Genomic DNA, 16845 nt, shown 5'->3' with positions numbered 1-16845 from the left:
CCCCGGAAACGCGGGGTTTCTTGGATTTTGAGCAGGGCAACCCTGCTGTTTCGAGAGCATCTTTCTACTCAAGGTGTTTTACTGTTCGTGCAGCCGTAAGTTGAGTTTTGGAATCTCGGTGCCGTAACGTTTCTTCAAGTCTACGTGGCTGTTTATTTTTACTTATTCATGCTTGTCTAACTCTCTCAGTCTAAATGCTGAAGGAGGATATCGAGGCAAGCATGCAGATTGAAGCGCTCAAAAGCAGTTTTCTGGATCTGACAAATGATCCCGTTGCGATTGCGCGTCTTGCGCCTGGCGAAACGACTGCACACTTGATCTACGTGAATGCTGCCTTCACCGATGCCTTCGGTTATGCACCGGAAGACGTTTCGGGCGACACCTTGAACCGGCTGCATGCGGGGGACGACTGGTTCTGGCGCAGTTTCGAAGATGGGGTGCCTCCCTCGGGGAGGGACAGGCGACAGGGCGGGACGTGCCGGCTTGTCCGTGCCGATGGCACAAGCGTCGATACCGACTTTTCCTATTTTCTTGTCGACGCCGACAAGGACGAGCACGAACAGGGAGAGCGCTACTTTTGCGCCACCTACAGGCCCCGGTCCGGTGTGGCGGATGCGGAACGGGCCTATGCACGACTGGTTGCCGCGCTGAATGCCTATCCGGATCCGATCGTCGTCTATGACCGCGACCTGAAGATGATCTTCTGCAATGACGGCTATGCAGCGTCCATGTCGGACAAGCCCGAGGAGCTTGTCGCTGGCATGCATCTTGAGGAAGTGCTGCGTCTGGCCGTGCGCGACGGACGGTATCCGGACGCTATCGGCCGGGAGGATGCCTGGATCCAGAGGATCCTGACGCCGGAGTTTCTGGAAAGCTCCTTTGAGGACGTGGAACTGGATGGAGATGTGCACCACCGCCTGCTGCGGTCGAGATCCACTTTCGGCGACCATGTGATTGTTCGGCTGAATTCAACCGAGCTGGTGCGGCAAAAGCGGCAGGCAGAAGCGGCGCAGGCCCGGCTGATCGCCGCTTTGAATGCCTATCCCGCCCCCTTTGTCATCTATGACAGCGACGATTGCCTTGTTGTCTGCAACGATGCCTACCGGGCCTCCATGTCGGAACATCGCGAGAACCTGAAAGTCGGCATGCACCGGACGGACGTTGCGCGAGTTGCCATTCGGGCCGGCAAGATCGCCAATGCGGTTGGCCGGGAAGAGGAATGGATGTCCGATCAGCACCAGGATGCGGAAATGGAAAAACCGGTGCAGGATCTCGAGCTTCCCGGTGACGTGCATCACCGGTTGCTCAGGTCCCGTGTCGAAAATGGTGACCTTGTTATCCTGCGGATCGATACCACCGAACTGGTCCGCCAGCGCCGGGCGTTTGAATCCGCACAGGACCGCCTGATCTCGGCCATCCACGCCTATCCCGATCCCTTCGCAATCTATGACGCGGATCTGAAACTGGTTGTCTGGAATCCGGCCTATGAAGAGGCCATGTCGGGCGAGAGCGGCAAACTGACGGCGGGCACCAGTCTGAAGGACATTCTGTACACCGTTGCCTTGTCCGGCCGGATCCCGGCAGCAATTGGCTGCGAGGAAGAATGGGCCGAGCGCTATTACTCCTCGCCGCATCTGACGGCACCCGGCGTGGAGGATCTGGAACTCGCCGACGATCAGTATCACCGGGTCGTTCGGTCGCGCACCGAGGCCGGCGAATTCGTGATCCTGCGGCTGAACATCACCGAGGTGGTGCGCCAGCGGCGTGCGTTGGAAGAAAAATCCGTGCAGCTGGAAAAGGCGAACCGGGACATCACCTATATGGCGCTGCATGATGACCTGACCGGTCTCGGCAACCGTCGCTATCTGGCCCAGAAATTCGACCAGCTTGTTCAAAAGCGCCGGGAGAGCGGCGGCGAAATTGCCGCGCTTCACATTGACCTCGACCGGTTCAAGAACATCAACGACACGATGGGGCATGCGGCAGGGGACGAAGTGCTCCTGGAGATTTCCAGGCGCATTCGGACACATGTTGACCCCGAAGACGTTGTCGCCCGGATCGGCGGTGACGAATTTGTCGTGCTGTTGTCTGTGGCAGGTGACAGCGACCGGCCGGAAACACTTGCAAGGGACCTTCTGTCGGACCTTTCCCGTCCCCTCTTCTTTGAGGGCAAGGAATGCCGTTTCGGGGCGACGGTCGGTCTGGCGCGTACACCCTTGGCTGAAGTTGAACAACTGCTGACGACGTCGGACCTGGCGCTCTACAAGGCCAAGCGGCGTGGACGCGGCCAACTCGGCATCTTCGACCGGGCCGATCTGGAAGACGCGCAGCGTACCAAGGCCCTTGCGGACGATGTGCTGCGCGGCATCGAGGCCGTCGAGTTCGAACCCTATTTCCAGCCGCAGATGGACGCGGCGACCGGAGAGGTGGTCGCGTTGGAAGCGCTCGCGCGCTGGCGCCATCCGGAATACGGCATCCTGGCGCCGGGCGCCTTCCTGTCCATTGCAACAGATCTGAACGTTGCCGGGGACATCGACAGATTGATCTTCGAACAGGCGATTGCCGCCTGCCAGACTGCCTTCGGGTCGGATGCGCGGCCGCCGTCCCTGTCCTTCAATGTCAGTGAAGGCCGGATCAACCATCACGATTTCGATGCGATCCAGCGCCAGGTGCAGGCCTATGCGGGCCAGGTGAGTTTCGAGCTTCTGGAAACGATCTTTCTGGAAGAACAGGACGATGCGTCCCTGTGCCGGCTCGACCGGCTGCGCGAACTCGGCATTTCCATTGAAGTCGATGATTTCGGCAGCGGCCGGGCGTCGGTCGTTGCGTTGCAAAGGATCAATCCGGATCGATTGAAGATCGACCGCCGGCTTGTGGCACTGGTCGACAAGGGCAGCGGCGGATTGCGATTGCTGAGGTCCCTCATCGAAATTGGCCACGCACTGGAAATCGGCGTCACGGCGGAAGGTGTCGAGACCCGGGATCAGGCCGACATCCTGGCCGGGCTCGGCTGCGACCGCCTGCAGGGGTACCACTTCGCCCGGCCAATGGCCTTTGCGGATCTCGTGGCCTTTCTCCGGAAGAGTGATGATGCCCGGTCGGAGCAGGTCTTCCAGCCTGACCGACGACTGCCGCCGATGTTCTGAAGCCTTCAGGACGTTCTGAGACAGTCCGTCTATGCTCTGAAATCAAGTCGCCTTCAGATCTTGGGAAAGACGCCGAAGCAGGTGGACCCGGATACTACCGGGGCCACACACGCTTTCAATCACGCCTGGCCGGGTTATTCGGCTGGAACTCTGGCGAAGTAGTCATTGGCGCTTTTAAGATCTGCCAGCGGAGAAAACATGTCGAAACTGAACGCCTCGGGCACGTGCTGCTCCTGAACTTTCCGGGGCCAGTCCGGCGCGGCGAGGGCCGGTTTGCCGATCGCGATCAGATCGGCGCTGTCATCCGTCAGCATCTTCGCGGCGCGCTCCGGATCTCCCAGGCCGCCATTGGCGATCACCGGCAGCCCTGACAGGAGGCGGGCCAGCCTGGCAAGGGAGGGGCCGGTCTCGAAGGCCGGTTGATCGGCGTTGAACTCGGTCGTGTGGATGTAGCTGGCGCCGGCCTTGGCAAGTTGCGGGAAAATGACCCTGGCATCGTCTTCAGCGCCGGCCCACTTGTGCTCGAAGTCGTTCACCTTGGCCTGGGAAATGCGCACCCCGACGGTAAAGTCCGGGCCGGTGGCGTCTCGCACACGTCGGATGACGTCGCAGGTCATCCGGACACGGCTCAGCGTGTTGCCACCGAAATCGTCCGTGCGCCGGTTGGTGTAATCGGTGAGGAACTGGTCGAGCAGATACCCGTTCGCGCCGTGAATTTCGACGCCGTCAGCACCGGCATCCTGGGCGCGGCGGGCGGCGTCGGCAAAACCCTTCACGGCGGTGTCGATCTCGGCCGGAGACAGTTCCCGTGGTGTCGGGTAGGGGCCTTCGCCGCGATAAAAACCCATCTGGGTTCCCCTGGGCGGCACGGAGGAGGGCGCGCGGGTTTCGGACTTGAAGCGATTGTACTGCGACAGGGCACCTGCATGCATGAGCTGCAGGATCACTTTTGAACCTGCTGCCTGAATGTCCCTGATCAGCCTGACCCAGCCGGCGGCCTGCTCCGGATCGGTGATGCCCGGCTGATATTGGTAGCCCTGGCTATAGGCCTTGTCGGTATAGACGCCTTCCGTAATCACAGCGCCAAACCCGCCATCGGCGAAGGCCCTGTAATAGGGAAACATCAGATCGCCGACACAGCCGTCCCGGGTGGCGCTGACACGCGTCATCGGCGCAACAAGCGTCCGGTTTTTCAGTTTCATCGACGCGAGCTGGAACGGTTCGAACAGTGGTGAGAATGACATGACTGACTCCATGAGAAACACTGGAGCCAATCTATTCACTGAGTCTTGATCTGATAATTTTGCAATTTGTCTCCTATTCTTTTACAAATCATCGCATAATGAGCGCTGAAAATCTGACAGAATATCTGCGTGTGTTTCGCACCGTTGTTGAGCATGAGAGCTTCTCCGGTGCTGCGCGCGCGTTGAACATGACACCCGCCTGGGTGGCCAGGCAGGTGACCCGGCTGGAAGAACACATGAATGCGTCCCTCCTGATCCGCTCGACGCGCCAGTTGCGGCTGACCGATGCCGGGGACGAGACCTACCGCGTCGCCGGCCGGGTGGCGGATGAGCTGCAATCCTTGCGGGACAGCCTGCAGCGCAATGCCGCCGAGATCACCGGAACCGTGCGCCTGAACGTGCCGACCGTCTATGCCTTGGGGCAGCTCGGCAGTCGCCTGGCCGATTTTCAGAAACGCTATCCGAACCTGACAATGGAAGTGACCGCCACCGACAGTTTCGTCGACGTCTTCAACGACGAAGCGGATATCGTCGTGCGGATTGCACACACGCTTCATGACAGCAGTGCGGTCGTGCGCAAGATCGGGGAGGTGCCAAGGGTGCTGTGTGCCTCGCCAGACTATCTCGCCGCTCAGGGCGCGCTGTCCTCACTGGACGATATCAGGCGCCACAGGGCCCTGGTTTTCAGCGGCCTGCAGGCTTCGCCCCAATGGCATCTGTCGGACGGCAAAACCGAGGCCTGGATCGACCCTGTGGCCGTCGTTCGCGCAAACAACAGCTTCCTTCTGAAAACCGCCGCGCTTGCCGGGACCGGTCTCGCCTTCCTGCCGAAGGTGATTGTCGAAGAGGAATTGAGAACCGGCGATCTGGTTCACATCCCCGCTTTCGTCGATTGCTCCCCGTTTCAGATGTACCTGTTACGGGCACCGGTCAAACACCTGCCGGCCAGAACCCGGATCGTCTGGGATTTTCTGTCGGGTGAGGGTGTTTCAGACTGACTGTCGATCTGGCTGAAGTCGTCAGCGGCTTGAGAACAATGTTTCCCGCAAAGACAGCGAAACAGGCGATCAGGTGGACCTCATTTCGGGTCGCCGATGAGCGTCTTGACCCGTCCAGTGTGACCAGATCTTTTTGAGGCGGTCTGGTCTGGCTGAACGGCGTGATCGGAGTGTCGAGCAATCCAGTCATCGATATAGGCGTGTTCGTGTGACCAGTCCTTCCAGGTCGCTTCGGCCCATTCATGCACCTTTGAAACGTGCTGGGGCGTGCCGGCAAACGGCGCAACGTCGGCGACAGTCTTGCTGAAATCTGAAGGCGGGACCAAAGCGCGGAGCGTATGCTTGTGGCGGGAAAAATGCAGCATGACCTGGTTGGTTTCCGCCGGTGGGCGCGGGCAGGCCAGCTGAAGCATCAGCCGGGCAAGATGTAGACCCACGGATTGCACCGCCCGGCGGTCTCCCGGGTCGCCGGGATGCTGGACGGCCCAGGTGTCGACCGTGAGACGGTTTATGCGCCCGAGATCGACTGAGGAATATTCCGCGGCAAGCAACGTGTTGAAGGCTGCGAAACAGCCGGATGACGACTGCATGTAACGGTGTGTTGGCCCGTCCATGTCGGGGAAATGTCCACCGCAGCCATAACAAGGTTCCATGAAGTATCAACCGCTTGAAAGGAAGGCGTCTTGGTAGCCTACCAGCCCAATGTGTCGTCACCGGGGCTGCGTAAAAGGGCCTGAAAAGCAGCCCTATCGTTCTTGTGCCTCCCCCTCAATCGAAGACATACCCGATCCCGCGCACGGTCCGGATGGTTTCCGGTTTGGTCGGGTTGGTTTCGATCTTGCGGCGGAGGCGGGAGATGCGGAGGTCGATGGAGCGGTCGAAGGGTTCCCAGCCCTTGTCGTGGGCCTGTTCCAGAAGCTGGTCGCGGTTGAGGACGCGGCCGCGGTTTTCCGCAAAGACGCGCAGCAGGCTGAACTCCATCGCCGTGATAGCGATTTCGTCGCCGCCGGGGCCGAACAGCTTGGCGCCGTCAAGGTCGAGCCGGCAGGGGCCGAAAGTCACCGTGCCCGACTGACGGGTTTTTTCCACCTGGTCGGCATCGGCAAAGGTCTGTCGGCGCAGGGCCGCCTTGATGCGGGCTTCCAGTTCGCGCAGATCCACCGGTTTTCCGACATAGTCGTCGGCGCCCATTTCCAGGCCGACAATGCGGTCGATGACTTCGCTCGCCGCTGTCAGCATGATGACCGGAATTGTGGACGTTGCCCGCAAGTCGCGCAGTGCCGTCAGGCCGTCGGTGCCGGGCATGTTGACGTCGAGAATGATCAGGGCCGGTTGAAGCCTTTCCAGCAGCTGCTTCATCTCGGCGGCATTCGGGGCCTCGGCAACATCATAGCCGCGTTCGCTCAGATATTCGGCGACCATTTCGCGCAGGTGCGGTTCGTCATCGCAGACAAGGATCTGTTTCGGGGACGGGGTGCTGGTCATTGCGAGGTCTCTCCACCACCTAGCTGGTTCAGAAGACAGGCAAGGTCTTCCTTTGAAATCGGTTTTTCGACATGGGGGCGCCGGCTGTCGGCCAGGAAGCGCTGGACGGCGGATCCCATGGAATCGCCGGTGACAAACCCGATCCGCGGCGCATAGCTGGGCAAGCGCTCCTGAAGGGTTCTGTAGAAACCCTCGCCATCCATGCCCGGCATCTTGAAGTCACTGACAATCAGGTCGACCGGTGTATGCGACAGGAGCGCAAGAGCTTCACGTGCACTTGTGGCCTGTATCGTCTGGCAGCCGAGATCAGTCAGGAGATCGGAGATCAGTTCGCCGACGCCTGGTTCGTCGTCAACCACGAGAACACGCCGCTGCACCGGGGCGGCTGCAGGCGCTTCGGCCTCAATATGGTCTCCGGCCTCCGGCTTCAGGGCCTTGAGCCGGACGAAGAAACTCGTGCCTTGCCCGGGTGTCGAGGTGACCTCCAGAACGCCGCCATGGGTGTCGATGATCCGGTGGCTGAACGCCAGTCCGACACCGGTGCCTTCACCGACATCCTTGGTCGTGAAAAACGGTTCGAAAATGCGGGCCCGGATTTCCTCCGGAATGCCCGGACCGTTGTCCCTGATTTCCAGAACGGCCTGATCGCGGTCGACATCGTAGGACGACAGAAGCGTCAGGTGCGCCTTCTCGCCAAGCGGGGCGAGCGCGTGTTCGGCATTGACGATCAGGTTGGTGAACACCTGGACAAGCTGGTCGGCGTCGCCGGAGACCTGTGGCAGGTCGTCATCAAATTCCGTTGTGACCGTCGCGCCGTTGGACCGCAAACCGTAGCCCGCAACATCAAGCGCAACAGAGGCGATCTCGTTCAGCGAACACGGCTCGATGCTGGCGGGACGTTGACGGGCCATGGCCAGGAAGGTCTTGACGATCTTCGCGCTCCGGTCCGCCGCCTCGGCGATCCGGTCGACACGCTTGGCGAGCACCGGATCATCGAACTTGCCTTTCAGCATCTGGGCATAACCGGTGACGATCGAAAGCGGGTTGTTGAGCTCGTGGGCGACGCCTGCCAGAAGTTCGCCCAGGGCCGACAATTTTTCGCTCTGATGGGCAATGTCACGCTGTTTCTGCAGTTCCTCCTGCATTGCGAGAAGGTCGGAAATGTCGCGCGTCGAGGAGACGATGACATTCTCGCCCTTGTAGTCGGTGACGCGTGCCGCGGTGATGCCCTGCATGATCGAGCCATCGGCCCGGCGGAACTGAACCCGGTAGTCATCAAGCGTGCCGGTCGGCAGCAGGGCGTCCAAATAGCGGACCCGGTCTTCCGGCGTGAGGAAGAAACTGAGGGTCGAGTCGATCTCGCCGAAGCGTTCCCGGGAAGCGGGCGGGCAATAGATGATCTTGCCGTCCTCGATGCGCGAGACCAGGAAGTTGGCCGGACAGGCCTCGACGATCTTGCGCAGAAGCAGATCCGCCTCGCGCTGTTCTTCCTCCGCCCGCCGCTGCTCGGTGATGTCGGTGAAGGACACCAGATAGCCATCCAGTTCGGTCTTGTGGGCGGAGGCGAGCAGAATGCGGCCGCCTTCCAGGTGGATGGTTTCCTTCTTGTGATAGATCCGCACCTTGCGGCCGAGATCGTCCATATAGGCGTGTTTTTCAACGCCTTCGGGAAGGCGGAGTACACCGGCATCGATGAGCCGGTCCATCATCGGTACGAGGTTTTCGCCGGGTTGAGGGGCTGGGAGTTCGCTGAAATACATCTCGTGCCAGAGGCGGTTGCCGAGGACGAAATTGAGGTCGCGGTCGAACAGCACGAGGCCTTCATCGAGCGACTGGATGGCATCGTTCAGCGTCTGGAGGCTGCGGGTCTCGGCTTCCTTCAGAGCGGTGATGTCCGTTACAACGACGACCCGGCCATTGTCCTGGGTAATGGCGCGTTCAACGACATAATGCCGGCCGTCCCGGAACCGCACTTCCATTGGCGCCAGCGTGTCGCGCTGTTGTTTGACGGCCTCGGCAAACATCGCCGCGGCCCGGTCTCCGGCATCGCGACCGGCGACCTCGGCGATCTTGGGAGCCAGCAGATCAATCCGTTCCTGGTCCGTGAGTTTCAGGATTTCATCCGCGGTCAGGCCAAAGGGAGCGGCAAAGGCATCGTTGCAATGGGTGAACTGACCGTCGGCGGCCTCAATGGCGACGCCGACCGGCAACCGGGCGACCGCATCCGTGAACAGACGCTCGGCGCGCAATTGATCGGTGACATCCTCGATGGTCAGCAGCCGGCCCTGCAGCGCGGTTTCATAGACATTGCCGACGATTTCCCGGCCCTGATTGTTTGGCACGGAAAATCCCTTGGCCGCCTGGCGGATCATCCGGTCGAGTTCATCCAGGATCTCGTTGCTGGGGGTCCAGGGTGGGAGCGGAAATTGTCCTGTGGCAATAGCATCGGCATGGATCTCCCGCATGGTGCGACCGGGGACCAGAAGATCGTTGTTGGGATCGCCGATCTCGCGGAACTTCGTGTTGGCCAGCACCAGCCGGTCATCATCGTCAACCAGCGCAATGCCGAAATCGACGGCTTCAATGGCGCCATGAAGCAGATCGCGGGCGCGGGCCTCGGCGGTGCGCTGTTCGGTGATGTCGCGAACCGTTGCGACAATGCCGCCGTCCTTCAGCAGCGCAAGCGTGATTTCCCGCTGGCTGCCATCGGCGACGCCGATTTCGATCTTCAGTTTGCCGGCTGAGGCAAGGGCCTGGAAGATGCCGGGCAAGCCACCGTCCGGACCGCGCACGATTTGAATATGACCGCTGCCGATGGCGGTGCCGATGATTTCCTGCATCGGCGTTCCTGGAACCAGCAGATCCCTGTGCGGTCCGAGCATGTCCGCATAGCAGCTGTTGGCGAAGACCAGCCGCTTGTCCCGGTCATAAAGGACAAATCCTTCTTCCAGCGCCTCGACCGCTTCTTCCAGCAAGTGCTGCTGGATCCGGTCGCCGCCGGCAAGAGCTGTATCGCTGTCGCCCTGCTGAAACATGTCCCACTCTTCCTGCCTCCCGGGGTGTGAAGACACCCCGAACCACTTCGGTAGCTGTCCAGTATTTCAGTTTGACCTTATCGTTTGTATCAATTGTATCAAAGGGGGCGACCGGGGCCTTTACTCTGCCCCGCTCAGGAGCAGGGCGCGGTTGCGGAGTTCGGCTTTCAAGATGCTGGCAGCGGCGCTGTCGGCTGCGCCCTGTCTGGCAAGCAAGCCAATCGGCCGGGTCACTTCCGGGTCTTTCAATGTCTTGAAGACGAGTTGTTTTCCAAGCTCGGAATGCTGTGCAGAGCGCGGCAGCAAAGCCACGCCGGCGGATGCCCCGACCAGTTCCATCGCCGTTGTCGTCCGCCCGACTTCAAAGGTCCACTGCGCGGAAAGGCGGCTGCGGGCCATGGCGTCATCGATCAACAGGCGATTGCCGGTGCCGCGGGCCGGCAGGATCAAGGGTTCGTTCAGAAGGTCGGACCAGTGCACTGTTTTGCGGTCGGCAAGTGAATGATCTCCTGAGACCGCGAGTGCGATTTCGTCATCAAAGAGGGGCGCGAAATCGGTATTGGGTTCGAGTGACCCGAGTGAACAGACACCAAAGTCGGCGTCTCCCTGCGAGACCGCCTCGGCCACTTCGTTGGCGGCGCGGTCCAAAAGGCGCAGGCGCACGAGCTCGCCCCTTGATCGAAGGGTATGGAGTGCCGGGATCAGCAGGGGCGTCACGGCGCTGGGGATCATGGCAAGCGTGACGACGGCGCTCTGCTGATAGGCAAAGGCAACGCTTTCATCGCGCATGGCCAGTGTGGTTTCTTCCGCGCTGTCGAGCATGGCTTCGGCGCGGGCCTGCAGCCTTTTGGCGGCGAGGGTCGGTTTAACGCTTCTGGTCGAGCGTTCGAACAGGTCGGACCCTAGTGTGTCTTCCAGCTTCTGGATCCTGCGGGTGACGGCCGGCTGGGACATGTTGAGACGGCCCGCAGCGGCATGAAACGACGCGGTGTCCATCACGGCCAGGAAGACCTCAAGGTCCAGAAAATCGAAATTAATGCGCATCAAGCATTAATTGCCAAAAACGTAGCATTGGTCAAATCAATCCGGCCGGGTGTAGATCCTCTCTTGAGAGGACACTCACCATGACCACATCACCTGACATTGCCGTCATCGGCGGTGGCAATGCAGCGCTTTGCGCCGCCATCACGGCCGCGGAAAAAGGCGCCAGCGTCATCATCCTGGAAACGGCGCCCAAGGCCTATCGGGGTGGCAATTCCCGCCACACCCGCAATTTTCGCTGCATGCATGGCGGCCCGTTAGGGCCACTGGTGGAGGATTATTCGGAAGAGGAATACTTCGAAGATCTTCTGAAAGTCACCGGCGGCAAGACCGACGAACAGCTTGCGCGGCTTGCCATACGCACATCCGAGGAATGCCTGCCCTGGATGCAGGACCACGGGGTGCGCTTTCAGCCTTCCCTGTCCGGCACGCTCTCATTGGCCCGTACCAACGCGTTTTTCATGGGGGGAGGCAAGTCGCTGGTCAACGCCTACTACCGAACCGCCGAAGGCTTGGGCGTCGAGGTCGTCTACGAGGCGCATGTCACGCATCTGGAACTGGACGGCGACCGGGTTGTCCATATCGACTATGAGCATGAAGGGCAGAAAAAGCGTCTTGAGCCCAAGGCCGTGGTGGTCGCTTCCGGAGGCTTTCAGGCGGACACCGACTGGCTGACCCGGGCCTGGGGCCCGCCGGCCCAGAACTTTCTGATCCGTGGCACACCCTATAATCGCGGCGTCGTTCTGGCGGACCTGTTGGACCAGGGCGTTCAATCGGTCGGTGATCCGACACAGTGCCACGCCGTTGCGATCGACGGACGGGCACCGAAATTCGACGGTGGCATCGTCACGCGTCTCGACTGCGTGCCCTTTTCCATCGTCGTCAACAAGAATGCCGAGCGCTTTTACGATGAAGGCGAGGATGTCTGGCCGAAGCGTTATGCGATCTGGGGGCGGCTGGTGGCAAGTCAGCCCGACCAGGTCGGCTATGTCATCATCGACGCCAAGTCTCTGAACCTGTTCATGCCCTCCGTGTTTCCACCGATCAAGGCGGAGACGCTGGAAGAGCTGGCGGACCAGATGGGACTTCCCGCCGAAGGTCTGCGCAAGACCGTCGAAGAGTTCAATGCCGCCTGCGGTGATACGTCCAGTTTCCACCCGACCGAACTGGACGGGGTGGCGACAACGGGGCTGACACCGCCCAAGACCAACTGGGCCAGGCCGCTCACCGAGCCGCCCTATTACGGCTACAGCCTGAAGACCGGTGTGACCTTCACCTATCTCGGCCTGAAGGTCGATAAAAACGCGCAGTGCAGCACCGAGACCGGCCTGATCCGCAATCTCTGGGCTGCCGGAGAAACCATGGCCGGTTCGATCCTCGGGCAGGGCTATCTTGCCGGTTTCGGCATGACAATCGGAACGGTCTTCGGACGGATTGCCGGCAGGGAGGCGGCACATTATGCAAGCTGAACTGCTACAGGAAGCGCGCCGCCAGGCTGAAATCTGCAATGCCTGCCGCTATTGCGAAGGCTATTGCTCCGTCTTTCCGGCGCTGCACGAGGAACGGTTTTTCACCGACGCCAACCTCACGCAGCTGGCCAATCTCTGCCACAACTGCCGGGGGTGTTACTACGCGTGCCAATACTCGGCACCGCATGAATTTGACCTCAACCTGCCTAAGGCCCTTGCCGAGGTGCGGCAGGACAGCTGGGAGAGCTTTGCCTGGCCGGGGGGCATTGCGACCCTGTTTCAGAGAAACGGAGTGATGATTGCCCTGGCAACGATTGTCGGATTTGCGCTCCTGTTTCTGGCGTTTCGCACGCTTGGTTCGGCGGGAGGGGATGGCTTTTATGCAGTTCTCTCGCATTCCGCCATGGTGGCGATTTTTCTGCCGGCCTTCCTGTTCCCGGTGGTCAGTCTTGGCGTCAGCCTGACGCGCTACTGGAAGGCAACGGGGGGCAGCAAGATCACCTGGGCGCAAATCGTCGATGCGTTCGGATCGGCCGCGAAGATGCGGAACCTTGCCGGAGGTCATGGCGATGGCTGCAATTTCGAGGACGAGGACCGGTTCAGCCAGGCACGCCGGCTGGCCCACCAGGCTGTGATGTATGGCTTCCTGCTCTGCTTCGCGTCGACCTCCGCCGGCACGGTGATGCACTATGTTTTCGACTTGCCGGCACCTTACGGCCTGTTCTCGCTGCCAAAATTGCTGGGTCTTCCCGGCGGTGTTCTGATGGTACTGGGCACCGTCTGGCTGGCCGCGCTGAAACTGAAGGCGGATAAAAATCTGGGCGCGGTGTCTGCCTGGGGCGGCGAGATGGGCTTCGTCCTGCTTCTGTTCCTGGTCGCGCTCAGTGGCCTGTTGCTTTATGCCCTCGGATCGACGGCCGCCATGCCGGCGATGCTAGCCATCCATCTCGGGTCGGTGCTCAGCTTCTTCCTGCTGACACCCTATTCCAAGATGGCGCACGGGTTCTATCGTCTTGCTGCCCTTGTGCGGGATGCGCAAAGAAAAGGCGTTTGAGGGGGAAAGGCGGTCGTTCAGACCGGCAGATGAACGAGGGGCAGCGTCAGCTGAACCTGAAGGCCGGGCGACGCCGGCGTCAGTGACAGACCGCCGCCATGACGTGTGGCGACGCGTTCGACGATCGGCAGGCCGAGGCCGCTGCCGTCGTTGTTTTCCCCGACCTGGCCGAAACGTTGCAGGGCTGTCTGGATTTCGTCTTCGGTCAGACCCAGCCCGTCATCGGTGACGGTGATCGTGGCCTGATCCTGCGCAACGCCACTTTCGACCCTGATTGTGCCTAGCGTGTCACCGCCATGGCGAAGCGCATTGTCGATCAGGTTTGAAACCGCTTCGCGCACCATCGTCCGGTCGGCGGAAAGCTCAATATCTGCCCGTGCGGGCAGAAAGTTGATGCTGATGCCGCGCCGTGCCTTGCGTTGACATTCGGCGGCAAGATCGGCGAGCAGATCGTTCAGGGCGAAGGTTTCCTTGGCAGACGCCGGATTGATGGATTTTGCGCGCTCATAGGACAGAAGCTTCTGGGCCAGTTGGCTGGTTTCCTTCGCGGCCTTTACGAGATCGTCGGCACGCTGACGCATGGCTGTTTCCGTCTTGGCTGAGCGGACGGATTCGGCCAGGGCCAACACGCCGGCAAGCGGGTTGCGGAGCTGATGCGCAGCATTGGAAATGAATTCGCCCTGCGTTTCCATGGCATCCGAAACCTGCCCGAGCAACCGGTTAAGCGTACGCACGATGCCTTCCACCTCCACAGGGACGGGGCGGCGGATCGGCTTCAGAACGTCGCCGGAGCGCAGGTCGATGGCCTGCTGCAGGTCACTCAGCGGCCACAGGCCGATACGGATCCCGAACCAGACGATCAGGGCGAGCGAGAGAATGATCGACGAAATGGCCACAAAGGACCGCAGCATCAGGTCCTGAACGAAGGCGGATCGGATCTGGACGTCCTGCCAGACGGTCGTTGTGAACACACCGCTGAAACCGTCGACCTGCATGCGTGTGCGCATCCGGTAGCCGCGTACCTCGCGGCCCAGATATTCGCCGTTGAAATAGACCGGGCTGAGATCGTCACCCGCCGTTCTTGGAATGCCGGCCGGCGGGGTTGCATAACCGGCCACGATGACGCCGTCCGGTGCATAGACATGGTAGTAAACCCGGCCGCCGGACGTGTCGGCGAGGATCTGCCGTGTCGCGGGGACCAGCGCATCGCCGCCCGACAGAGCGACGTCATTGGCGACGGCCAGGGCGGCGGATTGCAGGCTGCGGTCGAAGACGTCGCTGGCTGTCACTCTGGCATTGTTGAGCTGCCACAGGCCCGCGATGCCGGCAACGAACAGCAGCGGTAAAAGGATGATGACGGTCAGGCGCAGGCGAAGAGAATAGGATCTCTTCATGTGGTAGACCCTTGCAGCGAATAGCCGATGCCGCGATGCACCTGAATGTGAATGTCGTAGGGGCCGAGGCGCTTGCGCAGCCGTGACACATAGACTTCGATGACTTTCTCGTCGGTCTCGCTGCCGGCACCGTAAAGCTGGTCGAGCAGGCTGGCCTTCGACACCGTCCGGCCATTGGCCTGGAGGAGAGCCGCGAGCAGAGCGAGTTCGCGGCGCGGAATTTCCAGGGCGGTCCCGTCTTCGAACAGCTGCATGGTGCCGGGGTCGAATTTCAGGGGGCCGAGATCCACAAACTGTTTTGGTGCAGTCGCCTTGCGCCGCCCGAGCGCGCGAATGCGCGCGGCCAGTTCATCCATCTCGAAGGGTTTTACGAGATAGTCATCGGCGCCTGCGTCGAGCCCCTTCACCCGGTCCTGCGTTTCGGATCGCGCGGTCAGGAGGATCACCGGACGGGGGTCATCGCGCTCTCTCAGATCGCTCAGGAGATCAAGCCCGCTCTTTCCGGGAAGGTTGATATCGAGAATAACGAGGTCGCCGGGTTCCTGTTTCAGGAAGAGATCCGCCTCGTCGCCAGTGTGTAGAACATCAACCGAGTGACCGGCATCCCTTAGCTGGTAAGCTATGCCCTTGGCCAGACTGACATTATCTTCGACGAGCGCGATCCGCATATTCTTTTTCTTTTCGATGAAAGCTTATTGCAAGCTTCGCAGGGAAATCTGAATGCATCAAGCCGCTTTTCCGCGGTCTGACTGTGCGGCAGTCAAACGAAATTGACTGCGCCATTGGGAGGAAAACATGATTCTTAAGAAGCTTGCGCGCCAGCTCGCGCTTGGTGTGATGTGCACTGCCGGAGCGCTGGTTCCGGCCCAGGCCCTGGCCGAAGGCATCGACCTGTCCGGCAAAACCGTCGAGTGGGTCATTCCCTTCTCCGAAACCGGTGGGTCCGCCAAATGGGCGAACTTCTATGCGCCGCTCCTGAGCGAGGCCCTGCCGGGCCAGCCGACCGTGGTTGTGAAGTTCATGCCGGGGGCCGGTTCCACCAAGGGCGCCAACTGGTTCCAGAACCAGGACTTTGCAGACAGCGAAGGCACCCTGATCTTCGGCTCGTCCGGTTCGACGCAGTTCCCGTATCTGCTCGGCGACCCGCGTGTCCGCTATGAATACGGCGACTGGAACGTGGTTCTGGCATCCGGTACGGGTGGTGTCGCCTATCTGCCGCCGGATCTGGCGTCCAAGATGAACGGCAATGACGCGAGTGCCTTGCGGGACACCGATTTCATCTATGGCTCGCAGGGCGCAACACGCCTCGACCTGGTGCCGCTGCTGGCCTGGGAGATGCTCGGTCTCAATGTGGAGCCGGTCTTCGGCATCAAGGGGCGCGGTGACGGCCGGCTGATGTTCGAGCGCGGCGAAGCCAATATCGACTACCAGACGTCCTCGTCCTACCTCAAGGGCGTGACACCGCTTGTCGAAGCCGGCACGGCCGTGCCGATGATGAGCTGGGGCGCGTTGAATCCGGACGGCGACATCGTTCGCGATCCGACATTCCCGGACATGCCGACCTTCAAGGAAGTCTGTGAAGCAACGGACGGGTGTGAAACGTCTGGCGAAAAGTGGGATGCCTGGAAAGCCTTCTTCATCTCCGGTTTCCCGGCGCAAAAGATGGTGTTCCTGCCGAAGGGCGCAACGCCCGAGGCGATCCTCACCTATTCCCAGGCCTTTGAGAAGGTCAAGGCACGGGGCGACTTTGCCGAGATCTCAGCCGGCCGTCTCGGAAAATATCCGCAGATGACAGGCGCAAAGGCTGACGGTGCTCTGCAGAACGCCACTCAGGTGCCGGCAGCGGCCAAGGACTTCGTGGTCGGCTGGCTGCAGGAACGCTACGGCGTCTCCCTGAAGTAACGGCAGAACCGGCCCCGCCCGCCCGGGTCTGACCGGGCGGGCCCCTTCTTTCAGACAATCAAATCAGAGACGATCCA

General features: G+C 60.9%; 12 protein-coding genes. 5 read left to right on the top strand and 7 right to left on the bottom strand.

Features of this window, described 5'->3' with window-relative positions:
- Positions 1–221: 221 nt before the first annotated feature.
- Positions 222–3146 (top strand): EAL domain-containing protein, encoded by a 2925-nt coding sequence (locus CHH27_RS13710; protein ID WP_094074733.1) that lies wholly within the window; start codon positions 222–224, stop codon positions 3144–3146.
- A gap of 134 nt (positions 3147–3280) precedes the next feature.
- Here CHH27_RS13710 and CHH27_RS13705 read toward each other — a convergent pair whose 3' ends face one another.
- Complete coding sequence (locus CHH27_RS13705; protein ID WP_094072092.1) at positions 3281–4390, bottom strand: NADH:flavin oxidoreductase; 1110 nt, start codon at positions 4388–4390, stop codon at positions 3281–3283.
- Between the two features lie 98 nt (positions 4391–4488).
- Between CHH27_RS13705 and CHH27_RS13700 the strand changes: the two genes are divergently transcribed.
- Positions 4489–5388, top strand: a complete 900-nt coding sequence (locus CHH27_RS13700; protein ID WP_094072091.1) for a LysR family transcriptional regulator — start codon at positions 4489–4491, stop codon at positions 5386–5388.
- Between the two features lie 80 nt (positions 5389–5468).
- Here CHH27_RS13700 and CHH27_RS13695 read toward each other — a convergent pair whose 3' ends face one another.
- The 4 genes from CHH27_RS13695 to CHH27_RS13680 form a co-directional block, all read right to left on the bottom strand.
- Positions 5469–6041, bottom strand: a complete 573-nt coding sequence (locus CHH27_RS13695; RefSeq protein WP_256386435.1) for a DUF5946 family protein — start codon at positions 6039–6041, stop codon at positions 5469–5471.
- Between the two features lie 115 nt (positions 6042–6156).
- The gene (locus tag CHH27_RS13690) at positions 6157–6873 is read right to left on the bottom strand and encodes a response regulator (RefSeq protein WP_094072089.1); all 717 of its coding nucleotides are present in this window, start codon (positions 6871–6873) and stop codon (positions 6157–6159) included.
- The gene (locus CHH27_RS13685) at positions 6870–9908 is read right to left on the bottom strand and encodes a PAS-domain containing protein (RefSeq protein ID WP_157738926.1); all 3039 of its coding nucleotides are present in this window, start codon (positions 9906–9908) and stop codon (positions 6870–6872) included. The genes CHH27_RS13690 and CHH27_RS13685 overlap by 4 nt, the downstream gene beginning before the upstream one ends.
- A 120-nt stretch (positions 9909–10028) precedes the next feature.
- A complete protein-coding gene (locus tag CHH27_RS13680) occupies positions 10029–10952 on the bottom strand; it encodes a LysR family transcriptional regulator (RefSeq protein WP_094072088.1) in 924 nt (307 codons plus the stop codon).
- An 80-nt stretch (positions 10953–11032) separates the two neighbouring features.
- Here CHH27_RS13680 and tcuA point away from each other — a divergent pair, with 80 nt between their 5' ends.
- Together tcuA and tcuB are read left to right on the top strand one after the other, a co-directional pair.
- Positions 11033–12418 (top strand): FAD-dependent tricarballylate dehydrogenase TcuA, encoded by a 1386-nt coding sequence (gene tcuA, locus CHH27_RS13675; protein WP_094072087.1) that lies wholly within the window; start codon positions 11033–11035, stop codon positions 12416–12418.
- On the top strand, positions 12408–13472 hold the full coding sequence (tcuB, locus tag CHH27_RS13670; RefSeq protein ID WP_094072086.1) for a tricarballylate utilization 4Fe-4S protein TcuB: 1065 nt from the start codon (positions 12408–12410) through the stop codon (positions 13470–13472). Before tcuA ends, tcuB begins: the two co-directional genes overlap by 11 nt.
- Positions 13473–13489: 17 nt before the next feature.
- Here the strand turns inward: tcuB and CHH27_RS13665 are convergent, their stop codons facing one another.
- Together CHH27_RS13665 and CHH27_RS13660 are read right to left on the bottom strand one after the other, a co-directional pair.
- On the bottom strand, positions 13490–14866 hold the full coding sequence (locus CHH27_RS13665) for a sensor histidine kinase (RefSeq protein ID WP_094072085.1): 1377 nt from the start codon (positions 14864–14866) through the stop codon (positions 13490–13492).
- On the bottom strand, positions 14863–15534 hold the full coding sequence (locus CHH27_RS13660; protein WP_094072084.1) for a response regulator transcription factor: 672 nt from the start codon (positions 15532–15534) through the stop codon (positions 14863–14865). Before CHH27_RS13660 ends, CHH27_RS13665 begins: the two co-directional genes overlap by 4 nt.
- A 127-nt stretch (positions 15535–15661) precedes the next feature.
- Between CHH27_RS13660 and CHH27_RS13655 the strand changes: the two genes are divergently transcribed.
- Positions 15662–16768, top strand: coding sequence for a tricarboxylate transporter (locus CHH27_RS13655; RefSeq protein ID WP_208988868.1), 1107 nt, complete (start codon positions 15662–15664; stop codon positions 16766–16768).
- Positions 16769–16845: the final 77 nt, after the last annotated feature.

It is taken from the genome of Labrenzia sp. VG12 (assembly GCF_002237595.1).
Lineage (GTDB): Bacteria > Pseudomonadota > Alphaproteobacteria > Rhizobiales > Stappiaceae > Roseibium.
This window is presented reverse-complemented; position numbering and strand designations above follow the sequence as displayed.